The sequence below is a fragment of the Streptomyces sp. NPDC012510 genome (assembly GCF_042955065.1).
Classification (GTDB): domain Bacteria; phylum Actinomycetota; class Actinomycetes; order Streptomycetales; family Streptomycetaceae; genus Streptomyces.
In genome coordinates this window covers 22209-43856 of record NZ_JBIBEN010000031.1, presented here as the reverse complement: position 1 = coordinate 43856, position 21648 = coordinate 22209, and the positions used below count along the sequence as shown (strand labels likewise).

Below are 21648 nucleotides of genomic sequence, written 5' to 3'. Positions count from 1 at the left end.
CATCATCGACATGCGCTCAATGCGTCAACTGCGTTCCGTACTCGCGTCCTTCACGGCGGTCAGCGCCCTCGCGGCCGGTGTCGTCATGGCTAGCGCCGCCGGGAACGCCCAGGCCGCAGCGTCGGACTGCACGGGCGGCGCCCGCGGGTTCCGCGACCACCCTGACAACGCCTCCGGCGACACGCACAAGCCCCGCAGCATCGACATGGGCAGCGGTATCGTCATCACCCTGGAGAAGGGGGTGTACGCGGGGCAACAGATCGCCTTCGGGAAGATCAGCGGTGTCACGTTCCCGGGTGACAAGGTCTGGATGGACTGGAAGGCCGACGGCTGGGACCAGGGAGGCCCTCCCGGCACCCCGATCCGCCCCTGGCTACAGTGCGGCCCGTTCACCGTGCAGAGTATCGGGCAGAGCCTGACGACCCCGTTCAAGCGCACCAGCACCGACCCTGACTACCAGTTCCGGGTGTGCGGTTCGCTCAACTCCAACAACATCGTCCGCTGCTCCGAGTGGTGGTAACCCGCCCGTTGCCGTAGCGAACGGCACACTGTACGGGGGCCACCGCGGCACTGGCCGATGGACTCGGCACGCGCCCTGCGGTGGCCCTCACGCGCATGCCCGCCCGGTCGAAACCGTCGGGGCCGGCCAGCCCCGTTGCCGGATCGACCTCGTCCGCGCACGGCTCCGGGACGAACCATGGCTTCGTCGCACATCGACCTCGGCACACTCCAGCACAACGCTATTCGTCGTCGCGCGGGAGGAGGCCGAGTTGTTGTGCCCGCAGGACGGCGGTGAGCCGGTCGTTCGTCTCGAGCTTTCGGTACAGCTGTTGCAGATGTTTGTGGATCGTGCGTACGGAGATGGTGAGTCGGTGGGCCATGGCGCGGGCGGACAGGCCGTCGGCAAGCAGTTCGAGCACCGTCACCTCTCTCGGCGTCAGGCCGAGTCCTTCCGCGACGTTGGCGGGCGCATCCCGGTCCGTGCCGTGGCGGGGCGAGAGGTGGCGTTCGAGGGCCGCGTGGTGTGCGGCGGCGGCAGTGAGAAGGGGTTGCGCTCGAAGGGCGTACTCGCTGTCCCGGCTGGTGTAGCCCTGGCCTGCCCGGTGGATGACGAAGCCGTGTACGGAGCCGACGCCCCGCAGGGGCAGGCCGAGCAGGTGCCGAGTACCGAAGGCTTCGCGCATCACACTGGCGGTTTCGCTGTGGAACCACTGGCGGCTGCCCACGAATTGCTCCGCCGTCATCGGTGTGCGGTCGGCGGTTGCGGCGTAATGCTGGCCGAGGGGATACCCCAGGCGTATGCAGCGGGCGGTGTCGGGAGTGGCCGTGTACTCCGACGACGCACCCGGCTGCCAGACTCGTACGTGGCCGGCGCTCTCGGTCCAGTCCCCGTCCTTCATGACGACAGCCGCACCACCCAGAGCGCGGCCGAGCTCCTCCGCGATGCGAGGCCATATCAACTCCGGTCGCCGGGTTTCCAACACGTGCACGGCGAGATCCAGTAGTTGTTCGTAGTCCCGCTGATCCGTCTGCCGCATCTGTTTCCCCTTGCCCATACGCGACTTCTCCCCATAGCGGGGGGAGAGATGCCCTTGCAGAACCGCCCATCGCGCAGGACTCGGCGGCGACAGCCCGACCTGGACGGTGACGACGTGATGAGCACCGCCTGGAACGCACACACCATGACGACCGTGAACAACTTCCTGCGCGGGACTTCGATTTCGACGCCGACCCCAACATCGACCCGGCCGGCCATCCAAGGTCATCCCACAACAGATCGGGCACGCTGTCATGCTGCCTGGCAGGCAGTGGTCACGCAGCCCGTTTCCCTTGACGAAGCACAGAGGGACACCGCACGGGCTGCCCGAGTCGGGTCTACTGCCCGGCGCGGGGCGGATAGCGGCGGTGGGCTGGACGGCCACCGTCGGCCAGGAAGGTCGTCACGGCATCGCGGGGCGGAGTGGGTTCGCCTCGCGACGGCGGCGCTGTCGGGACGTCCCCACCCCCGTACCCGCTGATCCGGCGGCGGCTACGACATTGCGCCGCCGAGCCCGTACTCCTCCAGGACCGCCATCGCCGCGTTGTGTCCGGGGACGCCGCTCACCCCGCCGCCGCGCACCGCGCCCGCGCCGCAGAGCAGGACGTTGGCGTGGCGGGTCTCCACGCCCCAGCGGCCGACACCTTCCTGCGCGTGGGGCCAGGCGAGGTCACGGTGGAAGATGTTGCCGCCGGGGAGGCCGAGGTCGCGTTCGAGGTCGAGGGGGGTCCTGGCCTCGACACAGGGGCGGCCGTCGGCGTCGGTGGCCAGGCAGTCGGCGAGGGGTTCGGCGAGGTGGGCGTCCAGTTGGACGAGGGTCGCCGTGAGGAGTTCCTCGCGTACGGCGTCGTTGTCGGTCTCGAAGAGCCGCGCGGGGGTGTGCAGACCGAACAGGGTGAGCGTCTGGTAGCCCTGTTCGACCAGATCGGGGCCGAGGATGGTCGGGTCGGTGAGGGAGTGGCAGTAGATCTCGGAGGGCGGTGCCTCGGGCAGGTTTCCGGAGGCGGCCTGTGCGTAGGCGGCAGCCAGTTGGTCGTACCCCTCGGCGATGTGGAAGGTCCCGGAGAACGCCTCGCGTGGGTCGACGGACTCGTCGCGGAGCCTCGGGAGCCGCTTGAGCAGCATGTTCACCTTGAGCTGGGCGCCCTCGGCAGGGGCGGGCGGTTCATCGCCGGTCAGGGCGGCCAGTTCCTGCGGCGAGGCGTTCACCAGCACGTGGCGTGCGGAGACCGTGCCCTCCGTTTCGGTCGTCCGGTAGGTGATCTCCGCCGACCGGCCGTCCGTGGCGATCCGCCGTGCCTCGTGTCCCGTGGCGATCACGGCACCGGCGTCGCGCGCGGTCATGGCCAGCGCGTCCGTGAGGGCGCCCATGCCGCCGACGGGCACGTCCCAGGCGCCCGTGCCGCCGCCGATCACGTGGTAGAGGAAGCAGCGGTTCTGACGCAGCGACGGGTCGTGCGCGTCCGCGAAGGTGCCGATGAGCGCGTCGGTGAGGACGACACCGCGTACGAGGTCGTCGGTGAAGGTCGCCTCCACGGCCTCGCCGATCGGTTCCTCGAACAGGACCCGCCACGCCTCCGCGTCGTCGACGCGCCGGCGCAGCTCGTCCCGGGTGGGCAGGGGCTCGGTCAACGTAGGGAACACCCGTTCGGCGACACGGCCCGTCATCCCGTAGAAGCGCTGCCAGGCCCCGTATTCACGGCCGGAACCGGTCAGCCGTGCGAACGCCTCCCGCGTGCGGCGCTCGCCACCGCCCACGAGCAGGCCGGTGGGTTGACCGTCGCGTTCGACGGGGGTGTACGAGGAGACGGTACGGCCACGGACGCGGAAATCGATGTCGAGGTCCCGCACGATCTTCCGGGGCAGCAGGCTGACGAGGTACGAGTACCGCGACAGCCGGGCGTCCACCCCGGCGAAGGGGCGGGTCGACACGGCGGCGCCACCGGTGTGGTCCAGCCGCTCCAGCACCAGCACGGAGCGCCCGGCACGGGCGAGATAGGCGGCGGCGACCAGTCCGTTGTGACCGCCACCGACGATCACGGCGTCGTAGGTGTCACGTGAGCGGACTGCGGCCGGGCGTCCGGGCTGTGCGGCAGGTGAGGGGGTGGCAGGCATGCCTCTTGGTAACACGCGATGATCGGGATCGGCCAGGGATGCGTGTCAGGTGGATCAACGCCCGGGGAGGGGACTCGGGGCCGCCCCGCCGGCCGCTCAGCATGCGCCGGACACCCCGTGCGGTCGCCGTTCCTCGGAGCCTTCGCCACTCACGGGTCCCCGTGCGCGGCGGGGTCAGTGGCCGCCGGGCGCCCGTTGTTGTCGTAACGCCGCCACTCGTCGGTAGAGCTCCACCGCCTCCCGGCCCATGCCCAGTTGTTCGAGGCAGTGAGCCTCGTCGTTGCGGCTGGCGAGGGCGTCGGGGTGATCGGCGCCGAGGACGCGTGCGCGAGCGTCGGCGACCCGGCGGTATTCGGTGAGCGCGTCGGCCCAGCGGCCGAGCCAGCCGAGGCCGACGGCGACCTCGCGGCGGCTCACGAGGGTGTCGGGATGATCCGGGCCGAGGAGGCGTTCACGCAGGGCGCGCACGTCGCGGGACTCGGCGAGGGCCTCCTCCCAGCGGCCGAGGCGGCCGAGGTTGACACCGAGACCGTGCCGGGCGCGCAGCGTCTCGGGGTGGACGGGGCCGTGGACGCGGGTGCGGTCGTGGACGAGGGCGCGGTAGAGGGTCAGCGCGTCGGTGCTGCGGCCCAGCCTGCCGAGGCTGATCCCGACCTCGTGGCGGGCGGCGAGCGTGTCGGGATGGTCGGGGCCGAGCGCCTGGGCGCGTGACTCGGCGACCTGACGGTAGGTCTCGAGCGCCTCGGCCCATCGGCCCGACTGACCGAGCGCGTAGGCGACTTCGTACCGGGTGACGAGGGTGTCGGGGTGGTGAGGGCCCAGCACACGGGCGCGGGCGTCGGCGACCTCGCTCGCCATGCGGTACGAGTCCTCCGGACGACCCAGCCTGCTGAGGTTGAAGGCGAGGTTGTGACGGCAGCGCAAGGTGTCCGGGTGCTCGGGCCCCATGATGCGCTCACGGGTGGCGAGGACGGCTGTGTAGGCCTGGTGGGCCTCGAAGTGACGGCCCAACTGGCCCATCACATAAGCCATTTCCTGCTGAGCGGCGAGGGTGTCGGCGTGCTCGGGGCCGAGGAGGCGCTCGCGGGCGCGGGCGACATGGGTGAACTCGTGCAGCGCGTCGGCGGGGCGTCCGGTACGGCTGAGGGTGAAGCCGACCTCGTAGCGGCTGGAGAGGGTGTCGGGATGGTCGGGGCCGAGGGCCTGCTCGCGTTCGGCGGCGACCGCGCGGTGCACCTCATTGGCCTCCGTCCAGCGGCCGAGCCGTCCCAGACTCAGGCCCGCGTCGTGCCTCCCGGCCAGCGTGCTGAGCAACTCCGTCGACGGCGTGGGCCACCAGGGGGGCAAGGGTTCCTCGACAGGCCCGGTGGCGGAACGGACGATCCACTCCCCCGTGAGCCCGGCGGAGGCGTCCGGCGGGGTGAGGACCGGTCCGACGGCGGTGCCGGTGGCCTTGGGGCCGGTGGTCGTGCCACGGGTCCGGGAGGGCGGACGGGGTTCGCACGGCAGAGGCCGCTCGGGCCGCGACCGGGACCAGGACCAGGGGCTGTCCGGAGTGGCGCCGGGGGCCGGGCGAGATCGCGGCGCGGCGGGCGGCACGGGGGCGGGGACCGCGGCGTCGGCCCGGCGTCCCTCCACGAGCCTGTGGCCCAACACGCGGGCATCGTACGGACGTTCACCGGGCTCCTTGGCTAGCAGGTCCAGGATGATCCGGTCCAGGTACTCGGGCACTTCGTCGCGGTGACTGCGCGGCGGGCGGGGCGCGGTGTCGCGGTGTCCCATGAGGACCGCCCAGGCGTCGTCGAGGTCGAACGGCGGCACCCCGGTGGTGATCTCGTAGAGCACACAACCGAAGGAGTAGAGGTCGCTGCGCCGGTCGACGTGATTACCGCTGATCTGCTCCGGCGACATGTAGTGCGGGGTGCCCATAGTGATGCCGGTGCCGGTGAGTCGTGAGGTGAAGGTGGCGTCACGGCCGAGACGCGCTATACCGAAGTCGCAGATCTTCACGGTTCCGTCCGTGAGCCGCATGATGTTGGCGGGCTTCAGGTCGCGGTGGACGATGCCCTGTCGGTGGGTGTGGGCGAGGGCTGCGGCCACCTGGTCGGCGATCTCGACGACGTCGGGGACGGGCAGCGGATGGTGCTTGTTGTCCTCCAGGAGCTGGCTGAGGTTGCGGCCCTCCAACAACTCCATGACGAGGAACAGCACTCCGTCCGACTCACCGAAGTCGTGGACGACGGTCACCCCACGGTGCTGGAGGGCGGCCGCGACACGCGCCTCACGCCGGAAGCGTTCCCTGAGGACACGGGTGGAGGACTGTTCTGGCTGGGCGTTGACGGGCTTCAGGCACTTGACCGCGACCTGCCGGCCCAGTGACTCGTCCCTCGCGCGCCAGACCTCGCCCATGCCTCCGCGCCCGATCAGATCGAGCAGCCGGTACCGGCCCTGGATCAGCCTGGTCTCCGCCATCGCCAACGATCGCCCCCGTCCCCACGAACCCGCCCTCCCCTGGGGCCCGTCCCGAGGATCAGGGTGGTGGTCGCGGCCGTCGGGCGTCGCGGCCCGCAGCCGACCTGATCCGCAAGACAGACCCTGGCCCGTCCAGTATGGCGAGCTGTCTCCTGACTTTGTACGGCGCCGGGCGGTGCCGGGGCCGAGCCGTGACACTGCGCGGAGGATGCGTGTGGGCGGCGGCCGCCGACGCGGACGTGCGGGAACACAGCGCAGGAGGGTGCCGGTGAGCCGTGGGTGGTGGGTGACCACGGCCGGTGCGGGGCCCGGTCGGCCGTACCGCTCATGGGCGTACGGTGGCAGACAGGCGTACGTCAGGTCCGGCGTGCGCCGCCACCGTGCTTCACGTGCCGGTACGAGCAACGGGTGGGCGCCGGCGACCCGGCTCGGGCCGCACCTCCTCGAAGCGTGTCGTCGAGCCGGCCTGGTTTCCCGTCACTCCGTCCGACCACAGGCCCACCAGACGGACGTTGGCCCGCCATTCACCCGTTCACCCGTTCGCCTGGTCGCCTGGTCGTCTGTTCGTCGACTCCCCGGACGGCGGACTCGTCCAGCACGGCGTCGGCGACGGGCAGCGGCACACCGTCGAGATCGAGGACCGGAGATCGGCGCCGGCGGGCCCGGCTGACCGGCCCCGCCGCCGGGGCGCCGTGCCCGCCACCCCCCGACGGAGGTTCCGGCACGCTCCGGCGCGCCTCACGGTCTGTGCCGGGCGAGGAGCAGGGCCACGTCGTCGTCGGGTTCCCCTTTCAGGGTGCCGAGCAGCAGGTCGCAGGTCTCCTCGAGGGGAAGACGGGTGCCGTCCAGAAGCTGCAGCAGGTTCCGCAGTCCGGCGTCGACGGGCATGTCATGGCTCTCCACCAGGCCGTCCGTGAACAGGACGAGCAGTGCGCCCTCGGGCAGCTCCCGCTCGACGGCACTGAACGGCACGCCACCCACCCCCAGAGGCACTCCGGCGGCGACGTCGAGGAACGCGGCTCGGCCGTCCGGGGCCACCATGGCCGGTGGCAGGTGGCCCGCGCGGGAGACCTCGCACCGGCCGTGCCGCGGGTCGCAGACGACGTAGAGGCAGGTGGCCAGCGTGTCGGAGTCACCGAGCGAGGCCGCGATGCCGTCGAGGTGGTCCATCAGCTCGGCCGGAGGCAGGTCGAGCCGGGCCAGGGCGCGGGTGGCGGTGCGAAGCTGTCCCATGATCGCTGCAGCGTGCACTCCCTTGCCCATCACATCGCCGACGACGAGGCCGACCTTGTCGCCCCTGAGGGGCAGCACGTCGAACCAGTCCCCGCCCACCTCGCTGCCAGCGGGCAGATAGCGCGAGGCCACCTCTATGCCGCCCTGGTGCGGCGGTTCCTGGGGCAGCAGACTGCGTTGGAGAGTCAGCGCGGTAGTGCGTTCGCGCCCGTAGAGCCGGGCGTTGTCGATGCAGATCGCGGCGCGCGCGGCCAGTTCGGCGGCGAGGGTGAGGTCCTGGTCGTCGAAGGGCCGGTGATTGACCGTACGGCACAGACTGAGCGTGCCCAGCACCTCGCCGCGCGCTGTCAGGGGAGCGGCGAGGTAGGAGTGGACTCCGGCTCGCCGCAGTTCCTCGACGGCGGCGTCGTCCCTGGCGATACGGCGTAGCGCCGCGTAGTCCACGTGCCGCAGCAGGATCGGCCGCGCCTCTCGTACGCACTGGGTGATCACTCGTGACGAGTCGTACGAGACCGGTTCGCCGACCGGATCCCTGGTGCTGAACGCATCTCCGGGTCGGCGCGCCTTGAGGGCGAGTTCCTGGAAGTCGAGGGAGTCGTCCGCCCGCACCGCGGCCGTGCCGCCGAGGCGCACGACCGAGTCGAGTACGTCTACGGCCGCGAGGTCGGCCAGTTGCGGAACGGCCACGTCCGCGAGTTCCCCTGCCGTCCGGCGCAGGTCCAGCGTGGTGCCGATGCGGACTCCGGCTTCGGCGATCACGGCCAGACGTTCCCGCGCCTCGGCGACCTCCGCGGCCGCGCGCTGTCGTTCGGAGACATCGAGTATCGCCATGGCCAGACCCAGCACGCGTCCGTTCGGGTCCTCCAGTCGGTGATACGACTCCGAGTACGCGTGGTCTTCGCTGTCCGCGGCCGTCCGGCCGATCGTCTGCTGGTCCAGCAGGGGCTCACCGGTCTCCAGGACCTGCCGCATCCGCGACTCGATGGCCTCGACATCGAGCGCCGGCAGCACCTCGCCGACACGGCGCCCCAGCACCGCCTCCTCAGGCACTCCGTTCATCCGTTCCAGTGACGGATTGACGCGCAGCCACCGCAGGTCGGCGTCGAACACCGCGATACCCACCGGCGACTGCCGGACCAGGATGTGGGAGAGGGCGAGGTCCCGTTCCACGTTCCGTACGGTCTCGGCGTCGGTGCCCAGGCCCAGGGCGAGGATGTCGCCGTCCGCGTCGCGCAACTGCATGGTGCGGAACTCCACCCGGCGCGTCGAGCCGTCCTTGTGCCGCAGCGGAAAGACTCCCGCCCAGCGAGCGCCCGTGCGTACGCTCCGGAACAGCTCGCGTGCCCGGGACCGGTTCTCCGGGGCCACCAGCAGCACGCCCGCGTCCCGGCCCAACGCTTCGGCGGCGGAGAAGCCGAGCATCGACTCGGCTTCGGGACTCCACAGCGCGATCCGGGCGTCGCTGCGCAGAACGAGGGCCGCCACCCGCAGCAGATCGAGCAGGCCACCAGGCGCAGCGGAGACACCGTCCGGACGGCCGTCCCCGGCCCGGGTCCCTCGCTCAGCCATACCGGACGCTCCTTCCAGCGGCAACACAGGATGCGTCCTGGGCCCGCGCCTCCGGGCTTCCTGTCAGTCATACCTCTGTCCGCGGGACACCGCACGCCGGGACCGTCCGGTGCCGCTTGCCGCCGACGGCCGGCGCGGCCATGTCGTCCACCTCGCCCACGTCGGCCACGTCGGCCACGTCGGCCACAACCGGAGCCGGCAGCCCGCCACCGGCGGAGGCCTCGGTGGACGTGACTGCCGCCCTGGACGGTGACATCGTCCCGGCCCGTGCGCCCGTGCGGCTCGGCGCCCGGACGTCCGCGTCCTCGCCGACGCCGTCGCCGTCGCCGTCGCCGTCGCACCGGGTCTGTCGCATGGACCGGTGACAGGCCACCGCGCCCGGGAGTTCTCGCATGCCTACGACTCCCGAGCGGGTCGGCGTCGGCGGCACCGGTGAGTGACATGCCACCAACTCCTCCCGAGCGCGGCCGCAGTGGAGTGGTCGGCGGCGGTCTTCCGCCACCGTGGCGCCCGGGATCGGACGCGGGAAGGCTCCGCGTCGGGTGACCGGCCGGGCCCGTTCCCCGGAGTTGATCCACGAGTGTCGCGTCAGTCGCCTCATTCTCTCGCCCCGTGGCGGTCGTCGTCCTCGTTGGGATGCTCGTCCGGCAGTGGCTGTTCGGCCCAGATCGTCTTGCCCGTGGTGCTCTGCCGGCTGCCCCAGCGCTCGGCGACCTGGGCGACGAGCAGCAGTCCGCGTCCGCCCTCGTCGAAGACGCGGGCCCGCCGCAGGTGCGGGGCGGTGTTGCTGCCGTCGGAGACCTCGCAGATGAGCGCGTCGGCGCGGATGAGCCGTAGCTCGACGGGGGCGGTGCCGTAACGGATGGCGTTGGTGACCAACTCGCTGACGATCAGCTCGGTGGTGAACTCCAGCTCGACCAGTCCCCACTCGGCCAACTGTTCGCTCGCCACCTTCCGGGCCCCGGCGACGGCCGCGGGATCCACGGGCAGCCGCCAGGTGTGGACCCGGTCCGCGCCGAGACGGGAGGGGCGGGCCAGGAGCAGGACGATGTCGTCCGTGGAGGGGGTGGGCCGTACCTTGCGCAGCACTTCGTCGCAGGTTTCCTCCAGGTCGGCGGCCGGGCGGCGCAGCGCTTCGCTCAGCAGGTCGAGGCCGACGTCGATGTCGCGGCCGGGGGCCTCGATCAGGCCGTCGGTGTAGAAGGCGAGCAGGCTGCCCTCGTCCACGTCGATCCGGGCGGCCTCGAAGGGCAGCCCGCCCAGGCCGAGCGGTGGCCCGGCGGGCAGTTCCACGAAGCGCGCGGTGCCGTCGGAGGTGACCAGGACGGGCGGCGGGTGTCCGGCCCGTGCCATGTCGCATCGGCCGGCGACGGGGTCGTAGACGGCGTAGAGGCAGGTGGCCCCGACCTCTCCGGAGGCACCGTCCGCCTGCCGTCGCGCCTCCGGGCCTTCCTCCCGGTCGAGGCGGATGACCAGGTCGTCCAGCCGGGTGAGCAGCTCCTCGGGTGTGAAATCGGCGTCGGCGAGGGTCCGCACCGCGGTGCGCAGGCGGCCCATCGTGGCCGAGGCGTGCACGCCGTGGCCCACGACGTCTCCCACCACCAACGCCACCCGGCCCCCGGACAACGTGATGACGTCGAACCAGTCGCCGCCGATCTCCTCGCCGGAACCGGCGGGGAAGTACCGGTGGGCGAGGTCCAACGCGTGCGCCTGCGGCAACCGTTCGGGCAGCAGACTGCGCTGGAGGGTGAGCGCGGTGTGCCGCTCACGGGTGTAGCGGCGGGCGTTGTCGATGCTCACCGCCGCCCGGGCGGCGATCTGCTCGGCGAGCACCAGATCGTCCTGGCCGAAGCGGTCCGCGGTACGGTGCCGCAGGAGGTGCATCACCCCCAGGGTGACGCCCCGCGCGCGCAGCGGCACCATCATCACCGAATGGATCTTGTACCTCCTCACGCTCTCGGCACGGGCGGGAGAGGTCGTCGACCACGCGCGCAGGAGCGGGTCGCCCACACCGTAGTAGGCGCCCTGGGCGGTGATCAGCGCCTGGGCCGGTGGGGAGCCGGGAGGGTAGACGTCGGTGTCGCCCGCGGCGACCACGCTTTCGGGGCACCCCGCGAGGACCGACCGTTGCGCGGTACGGCGGAAGACGACGGGTGTGTCGGAGGGTACAGGTCGCGGCTCGTGGCCCTGGACGACCGACTCCAGCAGGTCGACGGTGACGAAGTCGGCGAACCCCGCCACCGCCACCTCGGCCAGTTCCTCGGCCGTCCGGGTCACGTCCAGGGTGCGGCCGATGCGCTCGCCGGCGTCGTTCAGCACCGCCAGGCGACGCCGGGCCCAGTACTGCTCGGTGATGTCGATCACCAACGCCGACAGTCCCAGCACCGCGCCCGACGGGTCCTTCAGCGGGGAGAGGAAGAGCGACCACGCGTGATCGCGGACCTCACCGGAGGCTCGGAAAGGCTGCTCCTCACGGAAGATCATCTCACCGGTGCGCGCGACCTGGTGCTGAAGGCGATCGATCTCATCCATGGGCTCGGTGGGATAGATCTCCCAGAGTGTCAGGCCCCTCATCTCCTCCTGCGTCAGCCCCATGGCACGGCTCATCACCTGGTTGCAGGCCACGAACCGTGCCTCGCGGTCGTAGACGGCCACCGGCACCGGGAGCTGCGCGAGCGTGAGGTTCCACAGTTCCGCCGTCCCCACGTCGGTCACCCCGGCGGCGTATGTCACCGCCGCCGGGGTGACGACCCAGCACGTGCTGGCGGACCCGCACACCAGCGGCGTGCCCCTAAGCCGCAGGGTGACACGGTCGCCGTCCCGGTTCTGCAGCGCCACATAGCTCGTCCACGGCTCACCGGCGGTCAGGTGGCGCCGCAACGCGTAGGGCAGCTTCGTGGTGAGCAGGGGGGCTACCGACCGACCCACCACTTCTTCGGGCTCGTACCCGAGCAGCCGCGCGGCTCCGGCGCTGCACGCGATGAGGGCTCCGCCGGCGTCGATGACGACCGCGAAGTCCTCCGGTACCCCCGCGCCCCCTGTTCCGGTGGTCGCGCCGGGTTCGTTGTCCATGACAGGTATCCCGACTTCGTAGCTGCCGCGCCCCAGCACGACGTCGCGTCCTGCGTCCCGGGCGCTTCACCCAGCATCCCGCCGCGGCGCACCCCGCTCAACCGGGGACGGCGCAGGACGGTGCCCGCGTGATGCGCAAGCCCGTCGGCGGTGGAGCCGGTGGCCGGACCGTCGGGGGTGGGAAGACAGCGGATGGCGTGGCGCACAACGGGACCCTGGCACGCATACGACCCATGCGGGATGCTCGAAATCGCGGCCCGACGCCGGCTGCGGCCAGACGCTCACGATCCCGGCCCGCAAGCTGCGGTACCTGTACCAGGGCGAGGACGCCGACGCCGACGCCGGCGACGACTACGACAGCCTGCCATGGCGACTGGGCCTGCTCACCCGGGCCAACTCGACTTGCTGACCGTCGCGCGGCCACCCGGTGGAGGAAGTGGCACTCGCTTCGGTCGGCGCCTTGACGGTCGGACGTGGGCCCCGCACGGGAGGCCGGGCCCACACGGGAGGCGGGGCCCATGGACATCCTGAGTGCACCGGTCCGGCCGCCGTCCCCGGGCGGGCCCGCACCGCCCTCGCGGCGTCACGCGGAAGCGGCCAGGCTGGTCATGAGCCCACCCGGCGACTCATACGCCGGGGCGAAGGAGCTGATCATCATGACGACCCTGGTGGGATTCCCGGACCGCCCGGTCCGGGTGTACGCACGTATCGACTCGCCACTGTCCCGATGGCTGTGGCTCGTGAAGTGGATCCTCTCCATTCCTCACTACGTGGTGCTGTTCTTCCTCTGGATCGCCTTCACCGTGGTGACCGTGATCGCGTTCTTCGCCATCCTGTTCACCGAGCGCTACCCCCGCGCCCTGTTCGACTTCAACCTGGGAGTGATGCGCTGGAGTTGGCGGGTCGCCTACTACTCGTACGACACGCTGGGTACCGACCGTTACCCGCCGTTCAGTCTGGGGGAGGAACCGGATTACCCGGCACGGCTGGACATCGCCCGCCCGGAACGGCTCTCCCGCGGCCTGGTGCTGGTGAAGTGGTGGTTGCTGGCCATCCCGCACTACCTGGTCATCGCCTTCTTCACCGGTGGCTCCCACGTCGGCTGGTGGTCCGGCGGCTTGATCGGCGTTCTGACGGTCATCGCGGCCGTGATCCTGGCCTTCACCGAGAAGTATCCGAAGGATCTGTTCGACCTACTCCTCGGCCTCAACCGATGGGTCCTGCGGGTCGCCGCGTACGCCACTCTGATGACCGACGCGTACCCACCGTTCCGCCTGGACCTGGGCGGCTCGGAGACGACCGCTCCGGAGGAGCGGGCCTGATCGCCCCGCGGGCGGCCGCCTCCCGAACGTGCACGGGCCACTGGACCCGGGTGTCGGGACGGCGCCCGCACGGTTCAGGCCGCCACCCATCGGCGCACCGGACGCGGCCACCGGAAACGGGCACCGCTCGTCCGGTTCAGCTCCCGTGCGACTCCTTCACGAGTTCGTCGCCGAGGCGCGCGGCCCACACCTCGATCCGATCGAAGTCGCGGAAGTCCCCGCCCTTCCCGGAGGAGACGATTTTCCGGGCGATGAATCCCTTGGCCCCTCGTCCAGGCAACCGCCGAACGTTACGTGTTCCGCAGGCGTACCGCCGGACGAAGCGCCGAGCGTCCTTGTGCCAGCGCCCCGCGTACAGTCCTCCGCCGACCACCACGGCGTCAAAGGACTCCAGACTCGTCACTCGTCACGGACCGGCGGGCATCGCCTCGACTGTCAGTCCCTCCCTGCGCAGGACGTCGGCGACGGCCTCCGCGACCCTCGCGGTCGACCCGTTCGTCGTTTTGTAGGCGACCGGAACCTTGCTCAGCATGACGGTCCGCCTCCTCTCACAGCCTTTGTGTCCGTTCCTCGGGTGGCACCGTGCGGTGAAGCTTCCCCTTGATCGTGGACACCTGGAGACTGGGATCTTGAGGTTCCAGAGGAAGCAGCACCAGGTGGGAAGCAAGTACACGAAGCGGTACACCGAGGAGTTCAAGCGGGACGCGATCGCGCTCGTCGATTCCTCGGGCAAGACGGTCACCGCCGTCGCCCGGGAACTCGGTATAGCTCCGAGTCCCTGCGCGGCTGGTACCGCCGGGCGCAGGCAGACCGGGGCGAGGGCGAGTCCGGTGAGCTGACCAGCGCCGAGCGTGAGGAGCTCAAGCGGCTGCGCAAGGAGGTCCGCGAACAGCAGCAGACGATCGAGATCCTGAAAAAAGCGACGGCCTTCTTCGTGAAGGAGAACGACCGGTGAACGAGCTGTACCGGTTGATCCATGCGGAGAAGGCGACTTACCCGATCGTCCTGCTGTGCCGTGTGCTGAAGGTTGCCCGCTCCTCCTACTACGCCTGGCGCGAGGGCGAGGCCGCCCGCCGTGCCCGGCAGGCCGCCGACGACGCGATCGCGCACGAGATCACCGTTGTGCACATCGCTTCCCGGCACACCTACGGTGTCCCGCGCATCCACGCCGAACTGCGCCGCCTGGGCCGGCGGGTGAACCGCAAGCGCGTCGCCCGCGTGATGCGTGAGCGCGACATCCGCGGCGTCACCCGGCGCAGGCGGCGTTCGTTGACTCGCCCGGATGCGAAGGCGAAGCCGGCCCCGGACCTGATCGGCCGCGACTTCCATGCCGAGCGCCCCGGGGCCAAGCTGGTCGGCGACATCACCTACCTGCCCACCGCCGAGGGCTGGCTCTACCTCGCCTGCTGGCTGGACCTGGCCACCCGCGAGGTCGTCGGCTACGCCATGGCCGACCACCACCGCGCCGAACTCGTCGTCGACGCTCTCGACATGGCCCACGGCCGGGGCGGACTGGAGCCCGGCTGCGTGGTTCACAGCGATCGCGGCAGTGAATATACGTCGGCCCAGTTCCGGGAACGAATAGGGAAGTTGGGGCTGCGGCGGAGCTGCGGACGGACCGGATCATGCTTCGACAACGCTGCCGCGGAGAGCTTCTGGGCCCTGCTCAAGGAGGAGATCGGCACCCGTACCTGGCCCGACCGGGCCACCGCCCGCGCCGAGGTCTTCTCCTTCATCGAGACCTTCTACAACCGCCGCCGCCTGCGCAAGCACCGGACTTTCGGCTACCTCACCCCGGCCCAGACCAGGCAGCGGCATCAGCACGCCCTCGCGGCATAACAATCACGTGTCCGAGATCACGGGGAAACTTCAGACTCCGGGCGCCCCGACCATCTTGGATCGGCGGGCGAGTCCCGTCCTCCCACCGTGTGCTCCGGTGCGAGCAGGTACCGCTGCAGGCGTGGTTTCAGTTGTGGACACGGAGATCGCGCCAGCCGGCGGTGAGTCCCTGTCCGCGCAGGGACGTGCCGGCACCATCGGTCAACGGGTGCACGGTGAAGATACCCATGCCGATCTTGAGTGACGTGGGCAGCTCGGCGACCAGCTCTTCGTGGATGGTCTTTCCGTCCATCTTCCAGGTGACACGCTTGGCGGCGGTGTCGAGGGTGATCTCGCAGTCGTGGAACCGACCGGGCGTCGCGGACGGGCCGAACAGCGGGTCGCTCACCACACGGGTGAAGGGTGACGTGACCCCGGGGTACGCCAGGTGTTCACTGATCGCAAACACGGTCTCGCCGCTCGTGCACAGGTCGTAGACCCGGCCGCCCACTGGATCGCAGAGTACGAAGGCCGCGAAGCCGTCGCGGTAGTCGTACGGCGTCGCGTTGATCGCCTCGGCCGCGATCGAGGCGGAGAAGGTGATGCTGCCGGCATCGGGCAGGGCGAAGTCCTCGGTGGACAGCACGAGGAACTTGCAGTTGTCGGCCATCTGGACGGGGTGGCTCTGGGTGAACTTGTCGATGGCGATCCGCTCGACATACCCGGGGTCCGGCCTGAGGGACCTCGCTCATAAACACACGGGGCCCCTCCCTACGAACCTCAGACCTTGCCCTGTGCTCGGGCGGCCCGCGCCGTTGAGCCACGGGGCAGCAGGCTCGGGCATGCGGCGATGAGGTCTCGAAGCGCCGTGGTCGCCGCCTCGATGACTTCTGGGGGCACGCCCTCGAAGAATGCGTCGTGTTCGGCCGAGATGGCGAGGACCGCACGCTCGGCGAGCGCGATACCGTCCGATGTCAGCCTTATCCACGTACTGCGGGCGTCGGCCGGGTCGTCCTCCCGCTGGACGGCGCCGCGGGCCACCAGGCGGTGAGTGACGTTGGTCGTACCACCAGTGGAGAGCATCAGGGCGCGGGCCAACTGATTGGGCTTCATGCGGTACGGCTCACCAGCCCTGCGCAACGTCACCAGCACGTCCAACTCGGCCACCGTGAGACCGAGTTCGGCCAGGTCGCTCCGTGTTACACGGTCCAGCGCCGCGGACAGGAACATGATTCGCTTGCTCAGCTCCGAGGAGGCGAACAGGACCTCGGGCAGCTCCGCTCGCCACGCCTGCATCCAGGCCGCCACGGGATCTGGTGTCGCTGTCACGACTCCACTTAGGTCCCTAGACGAATAGCTTCATGAAAAGCTTCACGGCATAACCGGGGGCCCGCACAGGCGTTCAGAGCAGGGCTTCGGGGGTGCGGGGAAGTGCACGGATCCGGCGGCCGGTGGCGTTGAAGACCGCGTTGACGTGCAGTCGGCCGCCGCGTACCACGACGTCGACGGGTCGGCACGCCGTGCAGCGGTGACCCTTCGTCCTTGACCACGAGCGTGATGGCCTGCTTGCGCAGTTTGTCGCCGCCGTCCTGAACGGCGGAGCCGACACTGGCCATGGTCTGCGAACCGAAGTGCCCCGGGGGCCGACGCCATGAGGGAGTCGGCGAGCCGTCTTCTCCGATGGGGTGAGCTGGTCGCCGTCCCAGCGGGCGACGGCGCCGGCCGGCTCCATCGGGTTGTGGTGGTTGCGGGCCATCCGGTACGCCAGATCCAGCTTCACGTCTGCGGTCTTCAGGGCCGCGTCCCTGGCGAGCGCGAAGAAACGCTCGACACGGGCGCGGTTACCGGGGAAGGCGTCCTCCAGGGCGTCCACGGCGCCGGCCCAGTCGGCGGGCAGGGGCACCTCGTGCCGGCCGGGTACCACGGCGCGATACAGGTCGTACTCCTGGACGAACTACGGTGAGTCAGCGACGCCCAGCTTCTCGAACAGCCCGCGCAGCGCGTACGGCTGGACTTCCAGGCCGACTCCGGACATCTGGTGCAGCGCCGTCTCGAACTCGAAGCGGCCTCGTCGAAAGGAGGTGGCGCAGCCGCCGGGGACGTTGTTGCGCTCCGCCAGGAGGGTGCGCGGTCCCAGCGTTGCGGGTGGCGGCGGTCAGTCCGGCGTTGTCCCGCGCCGATGACCACCGCGTCGAAGTCCGTCGTCGTGGCTACTGTCCGGCGGCCTCTCGGGCGATCTGCTCGAACTGGGCGCCCATGGCCTCGCCGAGCGCCTGGGCGGCGGAGAGCGGGCGCACCATCACCGTGAACTCGTCGATCTTCCCGTCGTCGTCGAAGTGCAGGAAGTCGCATCCCTGGAGCTGCTTGCCGGCGACGGTGGCGGTGAAGACGAAGGCGTGGTCGCGGCCGTCGGGGTTGGCGATCTCACGGATGTAGGTGAAGTCCTCGAAGACCCGGAGCACGCATCGCAGGATCGCGGCGGTGATGGCCTTGCCCGGGTACGGCTTGAAGGCGACGGGGCTGGTGAAGACGACGTCGTCGGCCAGCAGAGCGGCCACAGCGTCCAGGTCGCCGCTCTCGACGGCCTTGCGGAAGGGATGCATGAACCCACCTTTGATACTCAGAAATGTGAATAGGTGTGTTGGAGAGTAGAGGGACCTTTAGGGCTTGTCCACAGCGGAAGAGGTGACTATTAGTCACGTTGTTGATTAATCTGCTAGCTTGCATCCATGGCTTTGCGGAACGCGGTGATGGCCGCGCTGCTGGAGGGCGAGGCGTCCGGGTACGACCTCGCGAAGGCGTTCGACGCGACGGTCGCCAACTTCTGGATGTCGACGCCTCAGCAGCTCTACCGGGAGCTGGAGCGCATGGAGGCCGAAGGACTCGTCACGGCCCGCGTCATCGAGCAGCAACGCCGCCCCAACAAGCGATTGTTCTCCTTGACGGAGGCCGGGCGGAAGGCCGTTCACGCCTACACCGCCGAGCCCTTGGGCAAACCGGCGGTGATCCGGGACGAGTTGCTGGTCAAGGTGCAGTGCCTGGACGCGGGCGACATGGAAGCAGTCCGGACCGCCATCACCGAGCGCATGGAGTGGGCCACCGCCAAGCTGGCCCGCTACGAGAGGCTCCGGCAGCGCCTGCTCGACGGGCGCTCTGAGGAGGCGTACTTCGCCGAGGCCGAGCGCATCGGCCCGTACCTCACCCTGCTGCGCGGGATGTCGTTCGAGCGGGAGAACCTCCAGTGGGGGGACATGGCGCTGCGCAGGCTCGAACAGCGCACGGCCGCGCTCCGGGCCGACGGCTGACTGCGGCGGCCCCGCCCACGCTCGGGGCAGTCCGGCGTCGCCCTGGGCGTCGCAGGAGATCGGTCGCCGCAGTAGCAGGCTGTGGATCCGCAGCGTGCCCATGTCGCTACGAGGAGCCGCCGGCGTCGCCGCAAGCCAGAGCATCACACCGTTGGGGAGGTGTCCCCAGCGGACGCGGCCACCGGAAGCAGCGCCGGCCGCTTGGCCTGGCGGCCGTCGCCGGAGGAGCGGCCACGCAGGCGGCGGCCGACCCAGGGGCCGAGAAAGGTGCCGGCCCAGCGCACTTCGGTACCCACGGTCCTCCAGACAGAGCTGTCTGTCCCCTCGGCCGGAAGGGGAAGGGTCCACTTGTCGTCGCTGCCCGGCAGACCGAGCGCCTGGGCCACGGCAGCCGCGATGCGCGCGTGTCCCAGCGGGCCGGCGTGCAGCCGGTCAGCACTCCACAACCGCGGATCGGTCGCCGCCGCGTGCGCGGCCGTCTCCGCCACCACCACGCCGTGGCGGTCGGCGGCCTCCCGGATGCGCGCGTTGAGTGCGAGAACACGGTGACCGATCGGGCGGGCCAACGGGGTGATACGCCCGACGTCGGGAAACATGAGGGTCGCGACGGTGGCGCCCTGCGCCGTGAGGGCGGCGAACATCGCCTCAACGTGGCCGGCCACCTCGTCGAGGTCGCAGCTCGGGCGCAACGCATCGTTGACCCCAGCCACCACGGTGGCGAGGTCGGGCCGCATCGCGAGAGCCGGAGCGAGTTGCTCGGCGCGCACCTGACCGGCCTTGCGGCCGCGCACCGCGAGGTTGGCGTAGAGCAGGCCGGGGCTGTGGTGGGCGACCTGCTCGGCGAGCCGGTCCGCCCAGCCCCGAAGACCACGGAAGTCGTCGCCGTCCCCGAGCCCCTCGGTGTGACTGTCACCCAGGGCGACATAGCGCAGATACCCACTGCTCGACACGGGGCCGACCGCCTCTCGTCAACGCTGCTGATGGAAGTGGCACACGGCCATCGCTGTACAACTAGTCACCTAGTCGCATTGTTGAGTATGACGATAGCTACGGGATCACCTTCCTGCAAAGTGACGCCGCTCAGGCAGGAGCCGAGGCCGTCGAGGGCGGTCCACCGGCGCAGTCCACCGCCTTGCTCCCGCGCCGACCTCACCGCCCGTTCCCTCCTCAGACCTGCGCACCGACCACGGTCTGCGCCGGTACCTGAGCGCCCGGGTCGTCAACGGCATGCACAAGAGGACGCGGTCGGCTTCACCACCGCCCGCCGTTTCGCGCCGAACCGCCCGTACCGGGTCACCTTCCACGGCGGCGTCCACGGCCCGGGCGACAACGCCTACTGCCAGGCCGCCGTGCCCCCGGCTCACCTCCGGCTCTTGAGAGCCGGGGACGGAGAGTTCACCCGGCCAGATCCGGCCGGGAAGAACCGCCGGCAGTGGCCGGGCGCTCGGAGCGGGCCGTGTCGAGGGATCAGGCGAGGGAAATAACGACCGACTTGGTCCTCGTGTACGCCTGCAGCGCCTCCGGCCCGGATTCACGTCCGTAGCCGGACTGCTTGACGCCGCCGAAGGGCACGGCGGGATCGAGCATGGCCCAGTCGTTGACCCAGACGATGCCGGCGTCCAGTCGTGCGGCGACCCGGTGGGCGCGCGCCAGGTCGGAGGTCTGCAGACCGGCGGCGAGTCCGTACGGCGTGCTGTTCGCCAGCGCGATCGCCTCTTCCTCGGTGTCGAAGGGCTGAACCGTCAGCACCGGGCCGAAGATCTCCTCCTGGACGGTGCGGGCGTCGTTGTCCAGGCCGGCGATGACGGTGGGCTTGAAGTAGTAACCGCCGTTGAGTTCCAGGCGCTCGCCGCCGACGACGACGCGGCCGCCGTCCTCGACGGCCGCTCTCACGAAGCGCTCGACGTTCTCCACGTGCCGCTCGCCGGCCATCGGCCCGACGACGGTGGCCGGGTCGAAGGGGTCGCCGACGGGGACCGCCGGAACCGCGTCGGCGAGGATGCCCAGCGTGGTGTCGTACAGGGACCGGTGGACCAGCAGCCGGGGTCCGCCCATGCAGAACTGTCCGGTGTTGAAGACAAAGGCCTTGATGATCGCGCCGACCGCCTTCCCGACGTCGGCGTCCTCGAAGACGATGTGCGGCGCGTTTCCACCCAACTCCATGGTGACCGGCTTGAGTTGCTCGCCGGCCGTGCTCGCCGCCAGGCGGCCGACCCTCGTCGACCCGGTGAAGGCGATCTTGTCGACGCCCGGATGACGCAGCAGTGCCTCACCCAGGACGGGGCCGCTGCCGGTGACGACGTTCACCACACCCGCGGGAACGCCGGCGTCGGCGAGGATCTCCGCCATCAGCAGCGCGCTGAGAGGGGTCTCGTCGGCCGGTTTGTGGACGATGGTGTTGCCGGCCGCCAGGGCGGGGGCGAACTTCGACGTGCTCAGGATCAACGGGAAGTTGAACGGGGTGATCGCTCCCACCACGCCGATGGGCTCCCTGCGGGTGTAGGCGTGGGAGGGTATGGGGATCTCTCGCGTGGCCCCGTCGACCGACTGCGCCAGCGCCGAGTAGTACTCGTACGTCTCTGCCACGGTCTCCACGTCGACCGCTCGGCTGAGTGAGACGGGCTTGCCGACGTCGAGGCTCTCCACGGCGGCGATCTCGTCCGCCCGTTCGCGCACCAGATCGGCCACTCGGTGCAGTACACGGGCGCGCTCGCGGGCGGGCGTCCGGGTCCACGGCCCCGCGTCGAAGGCCTCGCGGGCGGCGGCCACCGCGGCGGCGAGATCGGCCCCGTCGGCCTCCGCGACCGTGGTGACGACTTTGCCGGTGGACGGGTCGATGACGTCGCGCCGCTCCTTGGACTCCGCGTCCCGCCACTCTCCGCCGATGAACAGCCTGCCCGGTTCGATGTGCGGTCGCTGCACGCTCATGCCCGCTCGCCCTCCCGGTGCGGCGCTCAGCCGTCACCGTGCTCGCGCCGGTCGCGCCTCTGCGACCGGCAGGTTTTCGGATGATGGCCCAGCGGTGACGGCCTGGACAGAGAGCCGGGAGGCGAGCGCTGGAAGTAAGGACGAATGACGTATCTCGTGCGCGACGTTCAGCCTTGTCAGGTCGGCCTGCTGTCGAGTGGCGCGCCTTCGCGGTCCGTGCTCCCACCGGGCGGCACCTTTCCGTCCGATGGACCGAGGAGAGTCAGGACATTCGTCG

19 protein-coding genes and 1 pseudogene are annotated in these 21648 nt (G+C 70.5%); 5 read left to right on the top strand and 15 right to left on the bottom strand.

The genetic code is table 11. The features are described 5' to 3' along the window. Positions 1–10 precede the first annotated feature (10 nt). A complete protein-coding gene (locus ACFY9I_RS38035) occupies positions 11–520 on the top strand; it encodes a hypothetical protein (protein ID WP_391010764.1) in 510 nt (169 codons plus the stop codon). A 220-nt stretch (positions 521–740) separates the two neighbouring features. On the opposite strand, the gene ACFY9I_RS38030 is transcribed toward ACFY9I_RS38035, so the two are convergent. The 7 genes from ACFY9I_RS38030 to ACFY9I_RS38000 form a co-directional block, all read right to left on the bottom strand. Continuing rightward, on the bottom strand, positions 741–1538 hold the full coding sequence (locus tag ACFY9I_RS38030) for a LuxR C-terminal-related transcriptional regulator (protein WP_391010761.1): 798 nt from the start codon (positions 1536–1538) through the stop codon (positions 741–743). Positions 1539–2029: 491 nt separating this feature from the next. Continuing rightward, complete coding sequence (locus ACFY9I_RS38025) at positions 2030–3652, bottom strand: FAD-dependent oxidoreductase (protein ID WP_391010758.1); 1623 nt, start codon at positions 3650–3652, stop codon at positions 2030–2032. Positions 3653–3826: 174 nt separating this feature from the next. Continuing rightward, entirely contained in the window at positions 3827–6124 is a 2298-nt protein-coding gene (locus ACFY9I_RS38020; RefSeq protein ID WP_391010755.1) for a tetratricopeptide repeat protein, read from the bottom strand. 524 nt (positions 6125–6648) lie between these two features. Continuing rightward, positions 6649–6849 (bottom strand): hypothetical protein, encoded by a 201-nt coding sequence (locus ACFY9I_RS38015; protein ID WP_391010753.1) that lies wholly within the window; start codon positions 6847–6849, stop codon positions 6649–6651. Between the two features lie 13 nt (positions 6850–6862). Further along, entirely contained in the window at positions 6863–8926 is a 2064-nt protein-coding gene (locus ACFY9I_RS38010) for a SpoIIE family protein phosphatase (protein ID WP_391010750.1), read from the bottom strand. 67 nt (positions 8927–8993) lie between these two features. Next, positions 8994–9320: a hypothetical protein gene (locus ACFY9I_RS38005; protein WP_391010747.1), complete on the bottom strand. Its 327-nt coding sequence runs from the start codon at positions 9318–9320 to the stop codon at positions 8994–8996. Positions 9321–9523: 203 nt separating this feature from the next. Continuing rightward, complete coding sequence (locus tag ACFY9I_RS38000) at positions 9524–11998, bottom strand: SpoIIE family protein phosphatase (protein WP_391010744.1); 2475 nt, start codon at positions 11996–11998, stop codon at positions 9524–9526. Between the two features lie 656 nt (positions 11999–12654). On the opposite strand from ACFY9I_RS38000, the gene ACFY9I_RS37995 reads away from it, so the two are divergent. After that, on the top strand, positions 12655–13320 hold the full coding sequence (locus ACFY9I_RS37995) for a DUF4389 domain-containing protein (protein ID WP_391010741.1): 666 nt from the start codon (positions 12655–12657) through the stop codon (positions 13318–13320). A gap of 136 nt (positions 13321–13456) precedes the next feature. Here ACFY9I_RS37995 and ACFY9I_RS37990 read toward each other — a convergent pair whose 3' ends face one another. Together ACFY9I_RS37990 and ACFY9I_RS37985 are read right to left on the bottom strand one after the other, a co-directional pair. Beyond that, positions 13457–13600 carry a hypothetical protein gene (locus ACFY9I_RS37990; RefSeq protein ID WP_391010738.1) on the bottom strand — a complete coding sequence of 48 codons (144 nt, stop codon included), beginning with the start codon at positions 13598–13600 and terminating at the stop codon, positions 13457–13459. Between the two features lie 126 nt (positions 13601–13726). Continuing rightward, positions 13727–13852: a hypothetical protein gene (locus ACFY9I_RS37985; RefSeq protein WP_391010735.1), complete on the bottom strand. Its 126-nt coding sequence runs from the start codon at positions 13850–13852 to the stop codon at positions 13727–13729. A 97-nt stretch (positions 13853–13949) separates the two neighbouring features. On the opposite strand from ACFY9I_RS37985, the gene ACFY9I_RS37980 reads away from it, so the two are divergent. Then, complete coding sequence (locus tag ACFY9I_RS37980) at positions 13950–14159, top strand: transposase (protein ID WP_391010732.1); 210 nt, start codon at positions 13950–13952, stop codon at positions 14157–14159. Between the two features lie 112 nt (positions 14160–14271). Continuing rightward, the gene (locus ACFY9I_RS37975; protein WP_391010729.1) at positions 14272–15159 is read left to right on the top strand and encodes an IS3 family transposase; all 888 of its coding nucleotides are present in this window, start codon (positions 14272–14274) and stop codon (positions 15157–15159) included. Between the two features lie 127 nt (positions 15160–15286). Here the strand turns inward: ACFY9I_RS37975 and ACFY9I_RS37970 are convergent, their stop codons facing one another. From ACFY9I_RS37970 to ACFY9I_RS37955, 4 genes and pseudogenes are all read right to left on the bottom strand, one after another. Beyond that, positions 15287–15841, bottom strand: a complete 555-nt coding sequence (locus ACFY9I_RS37970) for a DUF6081 family protein (RefSeq protein WP_391010885.1) — start codon at positions 15839–15841, stop codon at positions 15287–15289. Between the two features lie 77 nt (positions 15842–15918). Then, positions 15919–16467 (bottom strand): MarR family transcriptional regulator, encoded by a 549-nt coding sequence (locus ACFY9I_RS37965; protein ID WP_391010726.1) that lies wholly within the window; start codon positions 16465–16467, stop codon positions 15919–15921. Between the two features lie 142 nt (positions 16468–16609). Then, positions 16610–16778: pseudogene (locus ACFY9I_RS37960) on the bottom strand (xanthine dehydrogenase family protein molybdopterin-binding subunit); the annotation flags it as partial. 570 nt (positions 16779–17348) lie between these two features. After that, positions 17349–17741 (bottom strand): nuclear transport factor 2 family protein, encoded by a 393-nt coding sequence (locus ACFY9I_RS37955; RefSeq protein WP_391010723.1) that lies wholly within the window; start codon positions 17739–17741, stop codon positions 17349–17351. A gap of 126 nt (positions 17742–17867) precedes the next feature. Here ACFY9I_RS37955 and ACFY9I_RS37950 point away from each other — a divergent pair, with 126 nt between their 5' ends. Continuing rightward, positions 17868–18443, top strand: a complete 576-nt coding sequence (locus ACFY9I_RS37950; RefSeq protein WP_391010720.1) for a helix-turn-helix transcriptional regulator — start codon at positions 17868–17870, stop codon at positions 18441–18443. Positions 18444–18586: 143 nt separating this feature from the next. Here the strand turns inward: ACFY9I_RS37950 and ACFY9I_RS37945 are convergent, their stop codons facing one another. Both ACFY9I_RS37945 and ACFY9I_RS37940 read right to left on the bottom strand, forming a co-directional pair. Next, a complete protein-coding gene (locus ACFY9I_RS37945; protein ID WP_391010717.1) occupies positions 18587–19393 on the bottom strand; it encodes a GDSL-type esterase/lipase family protein in 807 nt (268 codons plus the stop codon). A gap of 517 nt (positions 19394–19910) precedes the next feature. Next, positions 19911–21371 (bottom strand): aldehyde dehydrogenase family protein, encoded by a 1461-nt coding sequence (locus ACFY9I_RS37940; protein WP_391010714.1) that lies wholly within the window; start codon positions 21369–21371, stop codon positions 19911–19913. Positions 21372–21648 lie beyond the last annotated feature (277 nt).

Excerpts from the sequence above, each read along its gene's own strand:
- ACFY9I_RS38035 (WP_391010764.1), top strand. The coding sequence starts at position 11 with ATGCGCTCAATGCGTCAACTGCGTTCCGTACTCGCGTCCTTCACGGCG.
- ACFY9I_RS38030 (WP_391010761.1), bottom strand. The coding sequence starts at position 1,538 with ATGCGGCAGACGGATCAGCGGGACTACGAACAACTACTGGATCTCGCC.
- ACFY9I_RS38025 (WP_391010758.1), bottom strand. The coding sequence starts at position 3,652 with ATGCCTGCCACCCCCTCACCTGCCGCACAGCCCGGACGCCCGGCCGCA.
- ACFY9I_RS38020 (WP_391010755.1), bottom strand. The coding sequence starts at position 6,124 with ATGGCGGAGACCAGGCTGATCCAGGGCCGGTACCGGCTGCTCGATCTG.
- ACFY9I_RS38010 (WP_391010750.1), bottom strand. The coding sequence starts at position 8,926 with ATGGCTGAGCGAGGGACCCGGGCCGGGGACGGCCGTCCGGACGGTGTC.
- ACFY9I_RS38005 (WP_391010747.1), bottom strand. The coding sequence starts at position 9,320 with ATGCGAGAACTCCCGGGCGCGGTGGCCTGTCACCGGTCCATGCGACAG.
- ACFY9I_RS38000 (WP_391010744.1), bottom strand. The coding sequence starts at position 11,998 with ATGGACAACGAACCCGGCGCGACCACCGGAACAGGGGGCGCGGGGGTA.
- ACFY9I_RS37995 (WP_391010741.1), top strand. The coding sequence starts at position 12,655 with ATGACGACCCTGGTGGGATTCCCGGACCGCCCGGTCCGGGTGTACGCA.
- ACFY9I_RS37985 (WP_391010735.1), bottom strand. The coding sequence starts at position 13,852 with ATGCTGAGCAAGGTTCCGGTCGCCTACAAAACGACGAACGGGTCGACC.
- ACFY9I_RS37955 (WP_391010723.1), bottom strand. The coding sequence starts at position 17,741 with ATGCATCCCTTCCGCAAGGCCGTCGAGAGCGGCGACCTGGACGCTGTG.
- ACFY9I_RS37950 (WP_391010720.1), top strand. The coding sequence starts at position 17,868 with ATGGCTTTGCGGAACGCGGTGATGGCCGCGCTGCTGGAGGGCGAGGCG.
- ACFY9I_RS37940 (WP_391010714.1), bottom strand. The coding sequence starts at position 21,371 with ATGAGCGTGCAGCGACCGCACATCGAACCGGGCAGGCTGTTCATCGGC.